Raw genomic sequence first — 18,970 nt, forward strand, 5'->3', positions numbered from 1 at the left:
CTTTCTTGACAAGATTGTAAAAGGAAGGGAAGTCTGATGGCAGAAGTAGAAGAGTTACGAGTACAACCTCAAGATATCTTAGCTGAGCAATCCGTTTTAGGGGCTATCTTTATTGACGAGAGTAAGCTTGTTTTTGTGCGAGAATATATTGAGTCTCGGGACTTTTTTAAGTATGCCCATCGTTTGATTTTCCAAGCTATGGTCGATTTATCCGATCGTGGCGATGCTATAGATGCAACAACGGTTCGTACCATTCTTGATAATCAAGGTGATTTACAGAATATTGGTGGCTTGTCTTACCTGGTTGAGATTGTCAATTCTGTGCCAACTTCTGCTAATGCGGAGTATTATGCTAAGATTGTTGCAGAGAAGGCCATGCTACGTCGATTAATCTCCAAGTTGACAGAGTCTGTCAATCAAGCTTACGAGGCTTCGCAACCAGCTGATGAAATCATTGCTCAGGCAGAAAAAGGCCTGATTGATGTCAGCGAAAATGCTAATCGAAGTGGATTTAAGAACATTCGAGATGTGTTGAATATCAACTTTGGAAATCTGGAAACTCGCTCGCAACAAACTACCGATATTACAGGTATTGCGACAGGCTATCGTGACTTGGATCATATGACGACTGGACTTCATGAGGAGGAGTTGATTATCCTAGCAGCCCGTCCAGCGGTTGGTAAGACAGCCTTTGCATTGAATATTGCTCAGAATATTGGGACTAAGTTGGACAAAACGGTTGCTATTTTTTCACTCGAAATGGGTGCGGAAAGTCTAGTGGACCGTATGTTGGCGGCAGAAGGCTTGGTGGAATCGCATTCTATCCGTACGGGTCAATTGACTGATGAGGAGTGGCAAAAATATACCATTGCTCAAGGGAACCTAGCTAATGCAAGTATCTATATCGATGATACGCCAGGGATTCGGATTACAGAGATTCGTTCTCGTTCTCGTAAACTGGCTCAAGAAACTGGAAATCTTGGTTTGATTTTAATAGACTATTTGCAGCTTATCACGGGAACTGGTCGGGAAAATCGTCAACAAGAGGTTTCAGAAATTTCACGTCAGTTGAAAATTTTAGCTAAGGAACTGAAGGTTCCAGTAATCGCTCTAAGTCAGCTTTCTCGTGGTGTAGAACAACGCCAGGATAAGAGACCGGTCTTGTCTGATATTCGTGAATCTGGTTCTATTGAGCAGGACGCTGATATCGTAGCCTTTCTTTATCGCGACGACTACTATGAGCGTGGTGGTGAAGAAGAGGAAGGCATACCAAACAATAAGGTAGAAGTTATTATAGAGAAAAACCGTAGTGGAGCTCGTGGAACGGTGGAATTAATTTTCCAAAAAGAATACAATAAATTTTCAAGTATCTCAAAGAGGGAGGCATAAGATGTCAGATGCATTTACAGATGTAGCCAAGATGAAAAAAATAAAAGAAGAAATCAAGGCACATGAGGGACAAGTCGTAGAAATGACTTTGGAGAATGGTCGTAAGCGCCAAAAAAATAGATTGGGTAAGCTAATTGAGGTTTATCCATCCCTATTTATCGTTGAATTTGGGAACGTTGAAGGAGATAAACAAGCTAATGTTTACGTTGAATCCTTTACTTACTCAGATATCCTTACAGAAAAGAATTTGATTCATTATCTTGACTAAAGTGAGAAATTTTCTCACTTTTTCTTTTTTTCTCCGAATAGTTTAAGTGAAGGTAATCTTCGATTTATATTATTTTTCAAGGAGGAAGAATGAAAATTTCACCATTTAAAGTAGCAGAGACAAGATTTTCTTTTAGAAAATCAGCTAAAAAGGTTGTTCCCTTTTTAGTAGTAGGATTGATGTTAGCAGCGGGTAATAGTGTATATGCCTATTCCGGAGGAAATGGATCGATTGCGCGTGGGGATGATTATCCTGCTCATTATAAAAATGGGAGCCAGGAGATTGATAAGTGGCGCATGTATTCTCGTCAGTGTACTTCTTTTGCAGCCTTTCGTTTGAGTAATGTCAATGGTTTTGAGATTCCGGCGGCTTATGGAAATGCAAATGAATGGGGCTATCGTGCTCGTCGTGAAGGCTATCGTGTCGATAATAGACCAGCTATTGGCTCCATTGCTTGGTCTACTGCAGGAACTTATGGTCATGTTGCTTGGGTGTCAAATGTAATAGGAGATGAGATTGAGATTGAAGAATACAACTATGGAATAAGAGAATCTTACAATAAGCGCGTCGTGAAGGCCAATACCATGACTGGCTTTATTCATTTTAAAGATTTAGCTGGAGGAAGTGTTGGAAATAGTCAATCCTCAGCTTCAACAGGAGGAACACATTATTTTAAGGCTAAGGCTGCTATCAAAAATCAGCCTCTAGCTAGCGCAACTGCGATTGATTACTATTATCCTGGGGAGAATGTTCATTATGATCAAATTCTCGAAAAAGACGGATACAAGTGGTTGAGTTATACGGCTTATAACGGAAGTCGTCGCTATATCCAGCTAGAGGGAGTAAGCTCTTCACAGAATTATCAGAATCAATCAGGAAATAGCTCTAACTATGGATCCAATAACAGTTCAACTGTTGGTTGGAAGAAAATAAATGGTAGTTGGTATCATTTCAAATCAAATGGCTCTAAATCAACAGGCTGGTTGAAGGATGGTTCTAGCTGGTATTATTTGAAATCATCTGGTGAAATGCAGACAGGCTGGTTAAAGGAGAATGGCTCGTGGTATTATCTGGATAGTTCAGGGGCAATGAAAACAGGCTGGTATCAAGTTTCTGGTAAGTGGTATTACTCTTACTCTTCGGGCGCCTTAGCCGTCAATACGACGGTGGATGGCTACAGAGTAAATAGTGATGGAGAACGAGTATAGAAAATTGGAGTAGGAAAATTTTCCTACTCTTTTCTGTAAGCAGTTTCCTTGACATTTTTTTTGTTTTGCGCTATCATATGTCCATATAATATATGGGAGTCTGTGTACAGTCTGAGAGGAAGTGTTAAACTTCGACCGCACCTGATCTGGGTAATGCCAGCGTAGGGAACGATACTTAGTCTATTCTGCACCTTTTCCATGTATGGTAAAGGTTTTTCTTGTTGTCAAAGGAAAACGAGAAGAGGAGGTTGTTATGAAAGCAAGCATTGCCTTGCAAGTTTTACCCCTATCACAGGGGATCGATCGGATTGCTGTTATTGATCAGGTCATTGATTACCTGCAAGCTCAAGAAGTGACTATGGTGGTGACACCATTTGAAACGGTCTTGGAAGGGGAGTTTGATGAGCTTATGCGCATTCTCAAAGAAGCGCTAGAAGTGGCAGGGCAGGAGGCAGATAATGTCTTTGCCAATGTCAAAATAAATGTAGGAGAGATTTTAAGTATTGATGAGAAACTTGAAAAGTATACTGAGACGACACATTAGTCTATTGGGCTTTCTAGGAGTCTTGTCAATCTGGCAGTTAGCAGGTTTTCTTAAACTTCTCCCCAAGTTTATCCTGCCGACACCTCTTGAAATCCTCCAGTCTTTTGTGCGTGATAGAGAATTTCTCTGGCACCACAGCTGGGCGACCTTGAGAGTGGCTTTGCTGGGGTTGGTTCTGGGAGTTTTGATTGCCTGTCTCATGGCTGTGCTTATGGATAGTTTGACTTGGCTCAATGACCTGATTTACCCTATGATGGTGGTTGTTCAGACCATTCCGACCATTGCCATAGCCCCTATCCTGGTTTTGTGGCTCGGTTATGGGATTTTGCCCAAGATTGTCTTGATTATCTTGACGACTACCTTTCCTATCATCGTCAGCATTTTGGACGGTTTTAGGCATTGTGACAAGGATATGCTGACCTTGTTTAGTCTGATGCGGGCCAAACCTTGGCAAATCCTGTGGCATTTTAAAATCCCTGTCAGTCTGCCTTACTTTTATGCTGGTCTGAGGGTCAGTGTCTCCTACGCCTTTATCACAACAGTAGTATCTGAGTGGTTGGGAGGCTTTGAAGGACTAGGTGTCTACATGATTCAGTCCAAGAAACTGTTTCAGTATGATACTATGTTTGCTATTATTATTCTGGTATCGATTATCAGTCTTCTCGGTATGAAGCTGGTTGATGTCAGTGAAAAATATGTTATTAAATGGAAACGTTCGTAGAATAAGAATGTTTCTGAAAAAGAAAAGAGGAAATTGAAATGAAGAAAACATGGAAAGTGTTTTTAACTGTTTTAACAGCTCTTGTAGCTGTTGTGCTTGTGGCCTGTGGTCAAGGAACTGCTTCTAAGGATAATAAGGAAGCAGAACTCAAGAAGATTGACTTTATCCTAGACTGGACGCCAAATACCAACCACACAGGGCTTTATGTTGCTAAGGAAAAAGGTTATTTCAAAGAAGCTGGAGTGGATGTTGATTTGAAATTGCCACCAGAAGAAAGTTCTTCTGACTTGGTTATTAACGGTAAGGCACCATTTGCAGTCTATTTCCAAGACTACATGGCTAAAAAATTGGAAAAAGGTGCAGGAATTACTGCCGTTGCAGCTATTGTTGAGCACAATACATCAGGAATCATCTCTCGTAAATCTGACAATGTAGCTAGTCCAAAAGACTTGGTTGGTAAGAAATACGGAACTTGGAATGACCCAACTGAACTTGCTATGTTGAAAACATTGGTAGAATCTCAAGGTGGAGACTTTGAGAAGGTTGAAAAAGTACCAAATAACGACTCAAACTCAATCACACCGATTGCCAATGGGGTCTTTGATACTGCTTGGATCTACTACGGTTGGGATGGTATCCTTGCAAAATCTCAAGGTGTAGATGCTAATTTCATGTACTTGAAAGACTACGTTAAAGAGTTTGACTACTATTCACCAGTTATCATCGCAAACAATGACTATTTGAAAGACAACAAAGAAGAAGCTCGCAAAGTTATCCAAGCTATCAAAAAAGGCTACCAATATGCTATGGAGCATCCAGAGGAAGCAGCTGATATCCTCATCAAAAATGCACCTGAACTCAAGGAAAAACGTGACTTTGTCATCGAATCTCAAAAATACTTGTCAAAAGAATACGCAAGCGACAAGGAAAAATGGGGGCAATTTGATGCAGCTCGCTGGAATGCCTTCTACAAATGGGATAAAGAAAATGGTATCCTTAAAGAAGACTTGACAGACAAAGGCTTCACCAACGAATTTGTGAAATAATGACAGAAATAAGACTAGAACACGTCAGTTATGCCTACGGACAAGATAGGATTTTAGAGGACATCGACCTGCAGGTGACTTCAGGAGAAGTGGTTTCTATCTTAGGTCCAAGTGGTGTTGGAAAGACCACCCTCTTTAACCTAATCGCTGGGATTTTAGAAGTCCAGTCAGGGAGAATTGTACTTGATGGTGAAGAAAATCCCAAGGGGCGCGTGAGTTATATGTTGCAAAAGGATCTACTCTTGGAGCACAAGACGGTGCTTGGTAATATCATTCTGCCCCTCTTGATTCAAAAGGTGGATAAGGCAGAAGCTATTGCTCGCGCAGATGAAATTCTTGCGACCTTCCAGTTGACAGCTGTAAGAGATAAATACCCTCATGAACTCAGTGGCGGGATGCGCCAGCGTGTAGCCTTGCTTCGAACTTACCTTTTCGGGCACAAGCTCTTTCTCTTAGACGAGGCCTTTAGCGCCTTGGATGAGATGACCAAGATGGAACTCCACGCTTGGTACCTTGAGATTCACAAGCAGTTGCAACTGACAACCTTGATCATCACGCATAGTATCGAGGAGGCTCTCAGTCTCAGCGATCGCATCTATATCTTGAAAAATCGTCCTGGGCAGATTGTTTCAGAAATTAAACTAGATTGGTCTGAAGATGAGGACAAGGAAGTCCAAAAGATTGCCTACAAACGTCAAATCTTGGCAGAATTAGGCTTAGATAAGTAGAAAAATAGGGAGTTGGTGAAGATTATCCTTTACCAGCGCCCTTTTTCTTTTAAAAATGAGAAAATTTCGGTATAATAGTCAAAGATAGTCAAGGTTTAAAGAGAGAGGTGGGTTTGTAATGAGATTTAAAAATACATCGGATCATATTGAGGCCTACATCAAGGCGATTTTAGATCAATCTGGTATTGTGGAGTTGCAACGGAGTCAGTTGGCAGATACCTTTCAGGTTGTCCCTAGTCAGATTAACTATGTGATCAAGACACGCTTTACGGAAAGTAGAGGCTACTTGGTTGAAAGTAAGCGTGGTGGCGGAGGCTACATTCGTATAGGACGGATTGAGTTTTCTAGTCATCATGAAATGCTCCGAGAGCTGCTTTATTCGATTGGCGAGCGGGTCAGTCAAGAAATTTATGAGGATATTCTACAGCTTTTGGTTGAGCAGGAATTGATGACCAAGCAGGAGATGAATTTGCTAGTATCAGTAGCTTTGGATCGCGTTCTAGGAGAAGAAGCTCCAGTCCTTCGAGCAAACATGCTAAGACAGGTCATACAAGAGGTAGATAGAAAAGGGAAGTAAGATGAACTATTCAAAAGCATTGAATGAATGTATCGAAAGTGCCTACATGGTGGCTGGCCATTTTGGAGCTCGTTATCTAGAGTCTTGGCACTTGTTGATTGCCATGTCTAATCACAGTTATAGTGTGGCAGGGGCGACTTTAAATGATTATCCATATGAGATGGACCGTTTAGAAGAAGTCGCTTTGGAACTGACTGAAACGGACTATAGCCAGGATGAAACCTTTACGGAATTGCCGTTCTCCCATCGTTTGCAGGTTCTTTTTGACGAAGCAGAGTATGTAGCGTCAGTGGTCCATGCTAAGGTGCTGGGGACAGAGCACGTCCTTTATGCGATTTTGCATGATGGCAATGCCTTGGCGACTCGTATCTTGGAGAGGGCTGGTTTTTCTTATGAAGACAAGAAAGATCAGGTCAAGATTGCTGCTCTTCGTCGAAATTTAGAAGAACGGGCAGGCTGGACTCGTGAAGACCTCAAGGCTTTACGCCAACGCCATCGTACAGTAGCTGATAAGCAAAATTCTATGGCCAATATGATGGGCATGCCCCAGACTCCAAGCGGTGGTCTCGAGGATTATACGCATGATTTGACAGAGCAAGCGCGTTCTGGCAAGTTAGAACCAGTCATCGGTCGGGATAAGGAAATCTCGCGTATGATTCAAATCTTGAGCCGTAAGACCAAGAACAATCCTGTCTTGGTTGGGGATGCTGGTGTCGGGAAAACAGCCTTGGCGCTTGGACTCGCTCAGCGTATTGCTAGTGGTGATGTACCTGCGGAAATGGCTAAGATGCGCGTGTTAGAGCTGGATTTGATGAATGTCGTTGCAGGGACACGTTTCCGTGGTGACTTTGAAGAACGCATGAACAATATCATTAAGGATATTGAAGAAGATGGCCAAGTAATCCTCTTTATCGATGAACTTCACACTATCATGGGTTCTGGTAGTGGGATTGACTCAACTCTGGATGCGGCTAATATCTTGAAGCCAGCCTTGGCGCGTGGAACTTTGAGAACAGTTGGTGCGACCACTCAGGAAGAATACCAAAAACATATTGAAAAAGATGCAGCCCTTTCTCGTCGTTTCGCCAAAGTGACGATTGAAGAGCCAAGTGTGGCAGACAGCATGACCATTTTGCAAGGCTTGAAGGCGACTTATGAAAAATATCACCGGGTGCAAATCACAGATGAAGCGGTTGAAACAGCCGTTAAGATGGCTCATCGTTACTTAACTAGTCGTCACTTGCCAGACTCTGCTATCGACCTCTTGGATGAGGCAGCAGCAACAGTGCAAAATAAGTCAAAGCATGTAAAAGCAGACGATTCAGGTTTGAGTCCAGCTGACAAGGCCCTGATGGATGGTAAGTGGAAACAGGCAGCCCAGCTAATCGCAAAAGAAGAGGAAGTGCCTGTCTATAAAGACTTGGTGACAGAGTCTGATATTTTGACCACCTTGAGTCGTTTGTCAGGTATCCCAGTCCAAAAACTGACTCAGACTGATGCCAAGAAATACCTGAATCTGGAAGCTGAACTGCACAAACGTGTCATCGGTCAAGATCAAGCAGTTTCAAGCATTAGCCGTGCCATTCGCCGCAATCAGTCAGGGATTCGCAGTCACGAGCGTCCGATTGGTTCCTTTATGTTCCTAGGACCTACAGGTGTCGGTAAGACCGAATTGGCTAAGGCTCTGGCAGAAGTTCTTTTTGACGACGAATCAGCTCTTATCCGCTTTGATATGAGTGAGTATATGGAGAAATTCGCAGCCAGTCGTCTCAACGGAGCTCCTCCAGGCTATGTGGGGTATGAAGAAGGTGGGGAGTTGACAGAGAAGGTTCGCAATAAACCCTATTCCGTTCTCCTCTTTGACGAGGTAGAGAAGGCCCATCCAGACATCTTTAATGTCCTCTTGCAGGTCTTGGATGACGGTGTCTTGACTGATAGCAAGGGACGCAAGGTTGACTTTTCAAATACCATTATTATCATGACGTCAAACCTTGGTGCGACAGCCCTTCGTGATGATAAGACTGTTGGTTTTGGAGCTAAGGATATTCGTTTTGATCAGGAGAATATGGAAAAACGCATGTTTGAAGAGCTGAAAAAAGCTTATAGACCTGAGTTTATCAACCGTATTGATGAAAAGGTGGTCTTCCATAGCCTGTCTAGCGACCATATGCAGGAAGTGGTGAAGATTATGGTCAAACCTTTAGTTGCAAGTTTGGCTGAAAAAGGCATTGACTTGAAATTACAAACTTCCGCACTGAAATTGTTGGCAAATCAAGGATACGACCCAGAGATGGGAGCTCGTCCACTTCGCAGAACCTTGCAAACAGAAGTGGAAGACAAGTTGGCAGAACTTCTTCTTAAGGGAGATTTGGTGGCAGGCAGCACACTTAAGATTGGTGTCAAAGCAGGCCAGTTAAAATTTGATATTGCATAAAAATGGAGAATCAGGAGCAATCTTGATTCTCTTTTTCGCAATCTTTTTATAAAAAATGATAAAAAACTATTGACAAAACAAATATATAGTTTATAATAAAAACATAGATAACAAAAATATCAAAAATTATAAAAAGGCAATGCGTTTATGAAAAAGAAAACAGCAGTGGTATTTGGAACCTTTGCTCCACTTCATCAAGGACATATTGATCTGATTCAGCGAGCGAAGCGGCAGTGTGACCAGGTCTGGGTTGTCGTTTCAGGCTATGAGGGAGATAGAGGGGAGCAGGTAGGCTTAACGCTTCAAAAAAGATTTCGCTATATCCGAGAGGCCTTTCGTGATGACGAGTTGACCTCTGTCTGCAAGTTAGACGAGAGCAAGCTTCCCCGTTACCCTATGGGCTGGCAGGAGTGGTTGGACCAAATGTTAGAGGAGATTTCCTATGATGAAACCCAGCAAGAACTAATTTTCTTTGTGGGAGAAGCAGACTACCAGCAAGAATTATCAAATCGTGGCTTTGAGACTGTCTTGCAAGAAAGAAAGTTTGGTATCTCAGCGACTATGATTCGAGAAAATCCAAGCAAATATTGGAAATATATTGCTCAACCCTTCCGACGTCAGTTTACAAAGAAAGTGTTGATTATGGGAAGTGCCAGCAATGGGAAGACCACTCTAGCCAAGGATTTGGCTAGGTATTACGATGCACCAGTCAGCTTGGAATACGCACGTGAGTACCAGATCAAAAACAATGTCCGCGACGATGAATTGACTCCAAAGGATTATTATTATCTCCTGTTGGGGCAGTATGACCAGACCTCTAAGTTAATTGACAGTAATGCCAATAGGGGACTGGTGATAGCTGATACCAACTCCTTAGTAACCAAGGGCTACTATGATTATTACATGGAGACTGAGGACCAAGGGGATTTATCAGGAGAGACTTTTGATAATCTCTTTGCCTCAATCTTAGCTAAGGAAAAATGGGACTTGATTCTCTTTGTGCAGCCTGTCGGCTCCTATGTCAATGACGGATTTAGAGATATGACTATGGCAGAAGACCATATTCGTCATAGTTTTTCCCAGCATTTGGACCAGATGAGAGAGCGATATTTAACCACCATTCCACTAGTTTATCTAGCTGAGGATTACCTAGGCAATTATGAAGCAGCAAAAGTGGCTATTGATGCCATTTACCAAACAGATTAGGAGACAATTATGAAAAAACTAACTGAAAAAATCACACAATTTATCAAAAACTTTAAAAACGTCCATGCGGAAGCCCGCAAGATTGGTTTTGCAGGAATCATGAACCTGCTCTGGAAAGATCTCTTTGTCGGCCGTAGCCTCTTCCAGTGGTTGTATCTCATCGTCCTGTCAAGTGTTCCCTTGATCTTGGAATTTACGCAAAACACAGAAAGTCATGACTGGATGAGCTTGTTTGCATCTTGGACTGGAATTGTCTGTGTTATCTTGGTAGCAGAAGGGCGTGCAAGCAATTATCTCTTTGGGGCCATTAACTCTGCTATCTATTTGGTTTTGGCTATGAATGCGACTTTTTATGGTGAAGTTTTGACGACTGTTTACTTCTTTGTCATGCAGCCGATTGGCCTCTATGCTTGGTTGTCCAATCGTATCAATGACCAAGGAAAAGTAGAAGAATCTCACTTTGAAGCTAAGAAATTATCTGTGCTTGACTGGCTCAAGTACTTGGCTTTGACTGCTATCATTTGGATTGGTATGGGCTTGGCATACCAAAGTATCCATAGTGCTCGCCCTTTCCGTGATAGTGTTACCGATGCGACCAATGGTGTTGGTCAGCTCTTGATGACACGTCTCTACCGTGAGCAATGGATTTTCTGGATTGCAACTAATCTCTTTAGTATTTACCTCTGGTGGGGTGAAAACATCCACATCCAAGGGATGTACTGGGTTTACACACTCAATAGTCTAGTAGGTTGGTACCAATGGACCAAGGCAGTTCGTAAGGAGGCATAAAATGGCGGACACGATGATTCCAGAAGGGATGACAGAGAGAGAATATTTTGAAATCCATGCAAGTCAGGAAGAGTTTTTAGACTGGTACTACAAGCAGGAACTCCCTCAATACGAAAAACCAAGTGTGACGGTGGATATGGTAGCCTACTGCTTTGTCGAAGGAAAGATCAAACTCTTATTAATTCGTCGCAAGGCTCATCCATATCAAAATTGTTTAGCGCTAGTTGGAGGATTTATGGACAAGGGCGAAGATGCTGCGCATGCCTGTCAGCGTGAGGTGAGAGAAGAAGTCAATCTCGATCTTCCTTTGGAAAAAATTGAGCAATTGATGACCGTATCGACTCCCGGCCGTGACCCACGGGGCTGGACAGTGACCATTGCCCACTTGGTTTATTTGCCTAGTCGTGCATTAGACCTTGTTCAGGCAGGAGATGATGCCAAGGATATCGTTTTCGTAGATGTTGATTTTCAGACAGGCAAATGCTATCTAGAGGGAGTGGAGCTGGAGGAGCAAGCCTTCGCTTTTGATCATTATGCCATTATCCAAGAATCCATCAAACGAATCCAAGGCCGTCTCGACTGGAATCCGACCTTCCTTTATCTTCTGGAGGAGGAGTTCACTGTCTACGAAGGAACTGAACTGGTCAATCTTATCAACCCCGGTCGTCCAATCGTCAGCAATAACTTTCTCGTAAAATACGGAGAATATGTAGAAGAAGTTGGACTCAAACGAGTGCCTAAAAAGAAACCAAGAAAAACCTATCGATTGAAATAAAGAGGTCGGGAACTTTTCCCGACCTCTTTATTTGCCTTTATTAGTTTGATTTGCTGTTGCGACTGTTTTAGGGATGGCCATCTTTCTTAGAATTGCTCAACATGTGAGTAAAGAAGTCTTTGTATCGATACTTGAGATAGTTCTCATGTAAAAATAACAAGGCGATATAAACAATCAAAAAGATTGTAGTCAGATAAAACACATCAAATGCAGTTTGCGCATAGTAAGCGGCTGATTGATAAGAGCCAATTGCTCCCAAAATCAACCAAGGAAGATACTTATAATACTTATTTAGCATAAGAGTGCACCTCCTATATTCTATTTCAATGTTATTATATTCCTTTGCACTTAAAGGTGCAAGCGATTACACAAAAATAAATTCAAATTTTTAATAGGAAAATCTCCTGCTTTTCTATTTTATTACGAATAGAAGAGTAGGAGGAGTAAATGTATCTAAAGTATTTAAGATTTTTAAAATAGTTTAGATAAATTGTTGACATATTTAAATTCTAATGTTACAATTATATTACAAAAAGATTTCTTTATATTTCTAAAATATTACAAAGGAGTAGAAAAATGAAAAAGAAAACCTATATTAAATTGATGGCAGCAACTGTATTGGCTTCAACCTTGCTATTAGGAGCTTGTGGAAATAAAAAGGAAACAACTCAAGCAAGCAGTTCTGCTAAGACAAGCCAATCATCAAGTTCTAAATTAGCTTCTGCTAGCAAAGAAAGCAAGACTCAGAAGTCCTCAAGTTCAGCTTCATCTGAAAAGGCCAAGGCGTCTACTGACCAGTCTTCAGTAAGTGCAACACCATCACAAGCGGCACCTGCACCAGAGCAAAGACAAGGTCAAGAAGTAGCTAATCAACAGGCAGCTAGTCAACAAACTCCTGCTCAGGCTCCTTCAACTCAACAGGTTCCTCAAGCCCAGTCTAACCAATCAAGCTATGATCCTACAACTGACCGCAAACTTCAAGACAAGCAAGCAGAGCAAAATAAACGCTACAAGGGTGTTTTAACCATGGTAGATGGTGATTTCTCAGCTGCAGCGGGCAATTGGAAGGGAGCCAATGGCGAAACCATCACAGTTTCATCAGGTGGTCAATTTACAGTAGAATCTGCTGATGGAAAGAAAGAAAATTACTCTATCAAAGGCTATTCTTATACTCTTGACGATGGTAAGTATAATGCTAAAATCGGTGGAGGGAAAGTTATCCAAATTACAACAGGAGCGGATGGCAAGGTTTCCAGTGTTGCTTTGAGTCAATAATAAAATTTGGTGCTTTAACTTTTACTAGAAATCGTGCTGTAAAAGAGTGAGCCAACTGTTTTTCACTTAGTTTCTCCAAGAGAAAGTGGTATAATAAAAAAATCAAAGGAAAACGAGTGATAATACATGGCGGATAAATTAATATTACCTCAAAACACACGACTGATGGGAGTATTTCTTGGATTTGTAGGTGGTTCTTTGGATGTGTTTTGCCATATTCAATACCGTAGTTTGGTAGCGACACAGACAGGGAATATTCTCCTACTTATATCTGATTGGCACGACTCAAATGTTATTAATACGATGCTACGATTCTGCTCAATTATCTTCTTTTCTCTAGGATTTCTGTTTGCCCTACACATGAAAGAATACCGCAAAACGGCCTACTGGCGAGTTAAGATGTTGCTTCCTTTATTTATTGGGACACTTATTTTGCCTTTCTTTTCACGATCTCCTCTATTAGAAGTTCCTTTCATCGCTTTTGGAACAGGAATGATGATGCTAACATTTACGGGTAGCTTGATTGAAGATCATCCCTATGTCATTTTTATGACGTCTGGAAATTACCGAAAGATGTTGACCGCTTTGTATCGCATTGCTAGAAGAGAAGGAAATATCCAAGAATACCGTCGTCAAGCCTTAAATTATGGGATTGTTGTGGGAAGTTTCATAGTGGGGGCAATCAGCTTGGCTGTATTGATGCATTTTCTTCATGAATGGTCTGTTTGGATTATCAGCCTCAATTTGTTTTTGATTATGTCCTACTATATAGCTAGAGTGAAGCAATTAGATTTACAAGATGAAAACATATAAAAAACGACAAGACTCATTTTTTGAGCTTTGTCGTTTTTGTGAGTTGTAGATGTGAGACTATGCCTTATCCAACTGCAAGAGGGCTTCAATCTCTGCTAGGGTGCTAGCTTGTGAAATGGCTCCACGGAGTTTAGCTGCACCAGATGTTCCACGAAGATAGTGAGGAGCGAGGCCACGGAATTCACGAACTGCTACGTTTTCTCCTTTGAGGTTAATCAATCGTTTCAAGTGTTCGTAGGCGATTTTCATCTTATCTTCAAAGGTCAAATCAGGTAGGATTTCTCCTGTTTCAAAGTAATGATTGATTTGGTTGAAGAGGTAAGGATTTCCCATGGCAGCGCGGCCAATCATAACTGCATCAGCACCGACTTCTTCGATGCGTTGCTTGGCTTCTTGAACTGTACGGATGTCACCGTTGGCGATGAAGGGAATCTTGGTCAGAGCTTGAGCTACGTCGTGCAAGGTCTCAAGGTCTGCGTGACCTGTATACATTTGCTCACGGGTACGGCCATGCATGGCGAGGGCAGAAACGCCTGCAGCTTCAGCAGCGAGGGCATTTTCTACTGCAAGAGCTGGGTCGGACCAGCCGGTACGCATCTTGACGGTGAGGGGAATATCAAGGACAGACTGAACCTTGTTGATAATAGAGTAAATCTTGTCTGGATCCTTGAGCCACATAGCGCCAGCTTCGTTTTTCACGATTTTGTTAACTGGGCAGCCCATGTTGATATCGACTATATCGGTCTTGGTATTTTCTTGGATGAATTCTGCTGCGCGCGCTAGGCTGTCTTCATCACTACCAAAAAGTTGGATAGAAACAGGGTTTTCACCTTCATCGATATGAAGCATGTGCAGGGTTTTTTCATTGTTGTATTGGATTCCCTTGTCAGAGACCATTTCCATTACAACGAGTCCAGCTCCAAGCTCTTTTGCGATAGTACGAAAGGCTGAGTTGGTCACGCCAGCCATGGGTGCTAAAACGGTACGATTGGGAATCTCAACATTGCCAATCATAAAAGGTGTATTAAGATTTGTCACGAATGAGTTCCTCCAGGTCGTTTTCATCAAAGTTGTAAGTAGTTTGGCAGAATTGACAAGTGATTTCTGCTCCGTGGTCTTCCTCTTTCATTTCCTGCAAGTCTGAGCTTGGAAGGCTAGCAAGAGCGTTCATAAAGCGCTCATGGCTACAGTCACATTGGAAACGGATTTCTTCTTCAGAAAGACGCTTGTAGGCCTCGTCGCCGTAGATAGCCTTGAGGAGGGCTTCAATATGGTCTTCACTCTCTAGAAGCGTCGAGATAGCTGGCATTTCTTGGATGCGTTTTTCAAAGCGAGCAATCTCTTCTTCCTTGGCTCCTGGTAAGACTTGGACTAGGAAACCACCTGCAACCTTGACCTTGTCTTCTTCGTCTAAAAGGACATTGAGGCCGACTGCAGAAGGGGTCTGTTGGCTTTCAGTCAGGTAAAAGGCAAGGTCTTCACCGATTTCTCCAGAGATGAGAGGAGTCATAGAGTTGTAAGGGTTTCCAGTACCGTAGTCTGTGATAACGAGAAATTGACCATTTCCGACAAAAGGTCCAACTAGAACTTCACCAGTTGCAGTCTTTTTGATGTCAACGCCAGGATTTTGAACATAGCCTTTGACATTCCCCTTGGTATCAGCGACCGTGATAATGGCACCTAGAGAGCTAGATCCCAGCACCTTAACTGTAAGTTTGGTATTCCCTTTTTCATTGGCTGCGAGAATCTGGCTAGCAATAAGAGTTCGACCAAGCGCTACAGTTGAGCTAGCTTGGGTTTGGTGTTTTTCTTGAGCAGTGCGGACGGTTTCCGTGCTATCAAGGACAAAAGCACGAAAGGCTCCGCTTTCTGATATAGTTTTAATAATTTTATCCATAGCTACTATTTTAGCATAAAAATGCCCAAAGGGGGAGCCGTGTGTTTGCTGATTTTCAGGATAATGGACCAGGAAATCAGCATGAAAATAAAAAGAGAAACAGATTATTTCATCATTTTTAAGTTTTGTGTTATTCTAAAGGAAGAAAATGAAAGGGGTAACAAATGTATTTAGGAGATTTGATGGAAAAGGCCGAATCTGGCCAATTTTCAATCCTTTCCTTTCTATTACAAGAGTCTCAGACGACCGTCAAGGCTGTAATGGAGGAAACAGGATTTTCAAAAGCAACCCTAACCAAATATGTCACCCTTCTCAATGACAAGGCTTTGGATAGTGGCTTAGAGCTGACTATTCACTTAGAAGATGAAAATCTGCGTCTATCGATCGGTGCAGCTACCAAGGGGAGAGATATTCGGAGCTTGTTTTTGGAGAATGCTGTTAAATACCAAATTTTAGTCTATCTTCTCTACCACCAACAGTTTTTAGCCCATCAGCTGGCTCAAGAATTGATGATTAGTGAGGCAACACTTGGTCGCCACTTAGCTAGTTTAAATCAGATTTTGTCAGAATTTGATTTATCCATCCAAAATGGACGTTGGCGAGGTCCAGAGCATCAGATTCGCTATTTCTATTTCTGTCTTTTTCGCAAGGTCTGGTCAAGTCAGGAGTGGGAAGGTCACATGCAGAAACCAGAGAGAAAACAGGAGATTGCCACTTTAGAAGAAATCTGCGGTGCAAGCTTGTCTTCGGGGCAGAAGTTAGACTTGGTTCTCTGGTCCCACATCAGTCAACAACGTCTACGGGTCAATGCCTGTCAGTTTCAAGTCATAGAAGAGAAAATGCGAGGGTATTTTGACAATATTTCCTATCTTCGTTTGCTGAGAAAGGCTCCGTCCTTTTTTGCTGGGCAACACCTTCCTCTCGGAATTGAGGATGGTGAGATGATGATTTTCTTCTCATTTCTCCTATCTCATCGTATTCTTCCTCTTCATACTATGGAGTATATTCTTGGATTTGGAGGGCAGTTGGCAGCTTTACTGACGCAATTGATTCAAGAAATGAAGAAGGAGGAGTTACTGGGTGATTATACAGAGGACCATGTTACCTATGAACTCAGTCAGCTTTGTGCTCAAGTCTATCTTTATAAGGGCTATATTTTACAGGATCGCTACAAGTACAAGTTAGAGAATCGTCATCCATATTTACTGATGGAACATGATTTTAGGGGGACGGCAGAGGAGATTTTTCATGCTCTACCTGCCTTTCAGCAGGGGACGGATTTGGATAAGAAAATTCTCTGGGAATGGCTTCAGTTGATGGAATATATGGCAGAAAATGGTGGTCAGCATATGCGGATTGGTCTGGATTTGACATCTGGTTTTCTTGTCTTTTCAAGGATGGCAGCCATTTTGAAACGGTATTTGGAATATAATCGTTTTATTACCATTGAAGCCTATGACCGAACTCGACATTATGATTTGCTGGTTACCAATAACCCCATTCATAAGAAGGAACAAACCCCAGTCTATTATTTAAAAAATGACTTGGATATGGAAGATTTGGCGGCTATTCGTCAGTTATTATTCACTTAAAAGGCTTGGTCGTTCCAGGTCTTTTTTGTGAAATTCACACAATCTCCTCACATTTTTTTAAAAATTAAAAAAAGTTGATGAACAAGAAAGCGCTTTATTTTGTATACTAGTAAGTGTAAAGAGGAAACATCCTCAAGATCTTTATCAGGAGGACAGCACATGTCACAAGAAAAATACATCATGGCCATTGACCAGGGGACTACAAGCTCTCGTGCCATTATTTTCAACAAAAAAGGAGAAAAAGTTAGCTCGAGTCAAAAAGAGTTTACCCAGATTTTCCCTCAGGCAGGTTGGGTAGAGCACAATGCCAATGAAATTTGGAACTCAGTCCAGTCAGTTATTGCGGGTGCTTTCATCGAAAGTGGTGTCAAGCCAAGTCAAATCGAAGCAATCGGAATTACCAACCAACGTGAAACAACTGTTGTCTGGGATAAGAAAACAGGGCTCCCTATCTACAACGCTATCGTTTGGCAGTCTCGCCAAACAGCCCCTTTAGCTGAGCAACTAAAAAACCAAGGTTATGTGGAAAAATTCCATGAAAAGACTGGTTTGATCATCGATGCTTACTTCTCAGCGACTAAGGTTCGTTGGATTTTGGATCATGTAGAAGGCGCTCAAGAGCGAGCAGAAAAAGGGGAATTGCTCTTTGGTACTATCGATACTTGGTTGGTTTGGAAATTGACTGACGGTGCGGCTCACGTGACCGACTACTCAAATGCAGCTCGTACCATGCTTTATAACATTAAAGAACTCAAATGGGATGATGAGATTTTAGAAATCCTCAATATTCCTAAAGCAATGTTGCCTGAGGTTCGTTCTAACTCTGAAATCTACGGTAAGACAGCGCCATTCCATTTCTACGGTGGAGAAGTGCCAATCTCAGGTATGGCTGGGGACCAACAAGCAGCCCTCTTTGGGCAGTTGGCCTTTGAACCAGGTATGGTCAAGAATACTTATGGAACAGGTTCTTTCATCATCATGAATACTGGTGAAGAGATGCAGTTGTCTGAAAACAACCTATTAACAACCATTGGTTACGGAATCAACGGCAAGGTTTACTATGCCTTGGAAGGTTCAATCTTCATCGCAGGAAGCGCCATTCAGTGGCTTCGTGACGGTCTTCGCATGGTAGAAAATTCACCAGAATCTGAAAAATACGCTCGTGATTCTCACAACAATGATGAAGTTTATGTCGTTCCAGCCTTTACAGGTCTAGGTGCTCCATACTGGAACCAAAACGCTCGAGGTTCTGTCTTTGGCTTAACTCGTGGAACAACTAAAGAAGACTTTATCAAGGCGACTTTGCAATCTATCGCTTATCAGGTGCGTGATATCATCGACACCATGCAAGTGGATGCGCAGACAGCTATCCAAGTCTTGAAAGTAGACGGTGGTGCAGCTATGAACAATTTCCTCATGCAGTTCCAAGCTGACATTTTGGGAATCGATATCGCACGCGCCAAAAACTTGGAAACAACAGCTCTAGGGGCAGCCTTCCTAGCAGGTTTGTCAGTAGGTTACTGGAAAGACTTGGATGAGTTGAAACTCTTGAACGAGACAGGAGAGCTCTTCGAGCCATCTATGAACGAATCTCGCAAGGAACAACTCTACAAGGGCTGGAAGAAAGCTGTGAAAGCAACCCAAGTCTTTGCGGAAGTAGACGACTAATACTGGAAGAATAAAGCGACTCAGTTAGAAAGTGTGTAAA

At 42.1% G+C, this 18,970-nt stretch carries 19 protein-coding genes and 1 riboswitch; of the genes, 16 read left to right on the top strand and 3 right to left on the bottom strand.

Annotated elements, in window-relative coordinates; genetic code table 11:
- Window positions 1-36 precede the first annotated feature (36 nt).
- The 12 genes from dnaB to D8848_RS02825 all read left to right on the top strand — a co-directional run bounded on the left by dnaB (window position 37) and on the right by D8848_RS02825 (window position 11,685).
- On the top strand, window positions 37-1,389 hold the full coding sequence (gene dnaB, locus D8848_RS02770; protein ID WP_004255325.1) for a replicative DNA helicase: 1,353 nt from the start codon (window positions 37-39) through the stop codon (window positions 1,387-1,389).
- A gap of 1 nt (window position 1,390) precedes the next feature.
- On the top strand, window positions 1,391-1,657 hold the full coding sequence (locus D8848_RS02775; protein ID WP_001278169.1) for a Veg family protein: 267 nt from the start codon (window positions 1,391-1,393) through the stop codon (window positions 1,655-1,657).
- An 89-nt stretch (window positions 1,658-1,746) separates the two neighbouring features.
- The gene (gene cbpD / locus D8848_RS02780; protein ID WP_033687599.1) at window positions 1,747-2,865 is read left to right on the top strand and encodes a choline binding-anchored murein hydrolase CbpD; all 1,119 of its coding nucleotides are present in this window, start codon (window positions 1,747-1,749) and stop codon (window positions 2,863-2,865) included.
- Between the two features lie 82 nt (window positions 2,866-2,947).
- A riboswitch (TPP riboswitch) is annotated at window positions 2,948-3,050 on the top strand.
- A 68-nt stretch (window positions 3,051-3,118) separates the two neighbouring features.
- On the top strand, window positions 3,119-3,409 hold the full coding sequence (locus D8848_RS02785) for a thiamine-binding protein (RefSeq protein WP_033687647.1): 291 nt from the start codon (window positions 3,119-3,121) through the stop codon (window positions 3,407-3,409).
- The gene (locus D8848_RS02790) at window positions 3,372-4,130 is read left to right on the top strand and encodes an ABC transporter permease (protein ID WP_162174238.1); all 759 of its coding nucleotides are present in this window, start codon (window positions 3,372-3,374) and stop codon (window positions 4,128-4,130) included. Before D8848_RS02785 ends, D8848_RS02790 begins: the two co-directional genes overlap by 38 nt.
- 38 nt (window positions 4,131-4,168) lie before the next feature.
- Complete coding sequence (locus tag D8848_RS02795) at window positions 4,169-5,176, top strand: ABC transporter substrate-binding protein (RefSeq protein WP_004255331.1); 1,008 nt, start codon at window positions 4,169-4,171, stop codon at window positions 5,174-5,176.
- Window positions 5,176-5,904, top strand: a complete 729-nt coding sequence (locus D8848_RS02800; RefSeq protein ID WP_033687598.1) for an ABC transporter ATP-binding protein — start codon at window positions 5,176-5,178, stop codon at window positions 5,902-5,904. Before D8848_RS02795 ends, D8848_RS02800 begins: the two co-directional genes overlap by 1 nt.
- Window positions 5,905-6,022: 118 nt before the next feature.
- On the top strand, window positions 6,023-6,481 hold the full coding sequence (locus D8848_RS02805) for a CtsR family transcriptional regulator (RefSeq protein WP_001211277.1): 459 nt from the start codon (window positions 6,023-6,025) through the stop codon (window positions 6,479-6,481).
- Between the two features lies 1 nt (window position 6,482).
- Entirely contained in the window at window positions 6,483-8,915 is a 2,433-nt protein-coding gene (locus D8848_RS02810; RefSeq protein WP_125443245.1) for an ATP-dependent Clp protease ATP-binding subunit, read from the top strand.
- 147 nt (window positions 8,916-9,062) lie between these two features.
- Window positions 9,063-10,121: an AAA family ATPase gene (locus D8848_RS02815; protein ID WP_045605274.1), complete on the top strand. Its 1,059-nt coding sequence runs from the start codon at window positions 9,063-9,065 to the stop codon at window positions 10,119-10,121.
- Window positions 10,122-10,130: 9 nt separating this feature from the next.
- Window positions 10,131-10,910, top strand: coding sequence for a nicotinamide riboside transporter PnuC (gene pnuC / locus D8848_RS02820; protein WP_045605272.1), 780 nt, complete (start codon window positions 10,131-10,133; stop codon window positions 10,908-10,910).
- A 1-nt stretch (window position 10,911) separates the two neighbouring features.
- Window positions 10,912-11,685 carry an NUDIX domain-containing protein gene (locus D8848_RS02825; protein WP_049543243.1) on the top strand — a complete coding sequence of 258 codons (774 nt, stop codon included), beginning with the start codon at window positions 10,912-10,914 and terminating at the stop codon, window positions 11,683-11,685.
- Between the two features lie 67 nt (window positions 11,686-11,752).
- On the opposite strand, the gene D8848_RS02830 is transcribed toward D8848_RS02825, so the two are convergent.
- Entirely contained in the window at window positions 11,753-11,983 is a 231-nt protein-coding gene (locus D8848_RS02830; RefSeq protein WP_049543241.1) for a hypothetical protein, read from the bottom strand.
- A gap of 278 nt (window positions 11,984-12,261) precedes the next feature.
- Here D8848_RS02830 and D8848_RS02835 point away from each other — a divergent pair, with 278 nt between their 5' ends.
- Window positions 12,262-12,960 (top strand): hypothetical protein, encoded by a 699-nt coding sequence (locus tag D8848_RS02835; protein ID WP_125443246.1) that lies wholly within the window; start codon window positions 12,262-12,264, stop codon window positions 12,958-12,960.
- A gap of 126 nt (window positions 12,961-13,086) precedes the next feature.
- Window positions 13,087-13,773: a YoaK family protein gene (locus tag D8848_RS02840; RefSeq protein ID WP_084887729.1), complete on the top strand. Its 687-nt coding sequence runs from the start codon at window positions 13,087-13,089 to the stop codon at window positions 13,771-13,773.
- A gap of 57 nt (window positions 13,774-13,830) precedes the next feature.
- On the opposite strand, the gene dusB is transcribed toward D8848_RS02840, so the two are convergent.
- Both dusB and hslO read right to left on the bottom strand, forming a co-directional pair.
- Complete coding sequence (gene dusB / locus D8848_RS02845; RefSeq protein ID WP_049551175.1) at window positions 13,831-14,811, bottom strand: tRNA dihydrouridine synthase DusB; 981 nt, start codon at window positions 14,809-14,811, stop codon at window positions 13,831-13,833.
- On the bottom strand, window positions 14,798-15,670 hold the full coding sequence (hslO, locus tag D8848_RS02850; RefSeq protein ID WP_000357854.1) for an Hsp33 family molecular chaperone HslO: 873 nt from the start codon (window positions 15,668-15,670) through the stop codon (window positions 14,798-14,800). The genes dusB and hslO overlap by 14 nt, the downstream gene beginning before the upstream one ends.
- Before the next feature lie 164 nt (window positions 15,671-15,834).
- On the opposite strand from hslO, the gene D8848_RS02855 reads away from it, so the two are divergent.
- Complete coding sequence (locus D8848_RS02855) at window positions 15,835-17,262, top strand: AcpB/EbpR/MafR family transcriptional regulator (RefSeq protein WP_125443247.1); 1,428 nt, start codon at window positions 15,835-15,837, stop codon at window positions 17,260-17,262.
- A gap of 159 nt (window positions 17,263-17,421) precedes the next feature.
- Window positions 17,422-18,930: a glycerol kinase GlpK gene (gene glpK / locus D8848_RS02860; protein ID WP_060627350.1), complete on the top strand. Its 1,509-nt coding sequence runs from the start codon at window positions 17,422-17,424 to the stop codon at window positions 18,928-18,930.
- Window positions 18,931-18,970: the final 40 nt, after the last annotated feature.

Source organism: Streptococcus mitis (assembly GCF_003942775.1).
GTDB lineage: Bacteria > Bacillota > Bacilli > Lactobacillales > Streptococcaceae > Streptococcus > Streptococcus mitis_CN.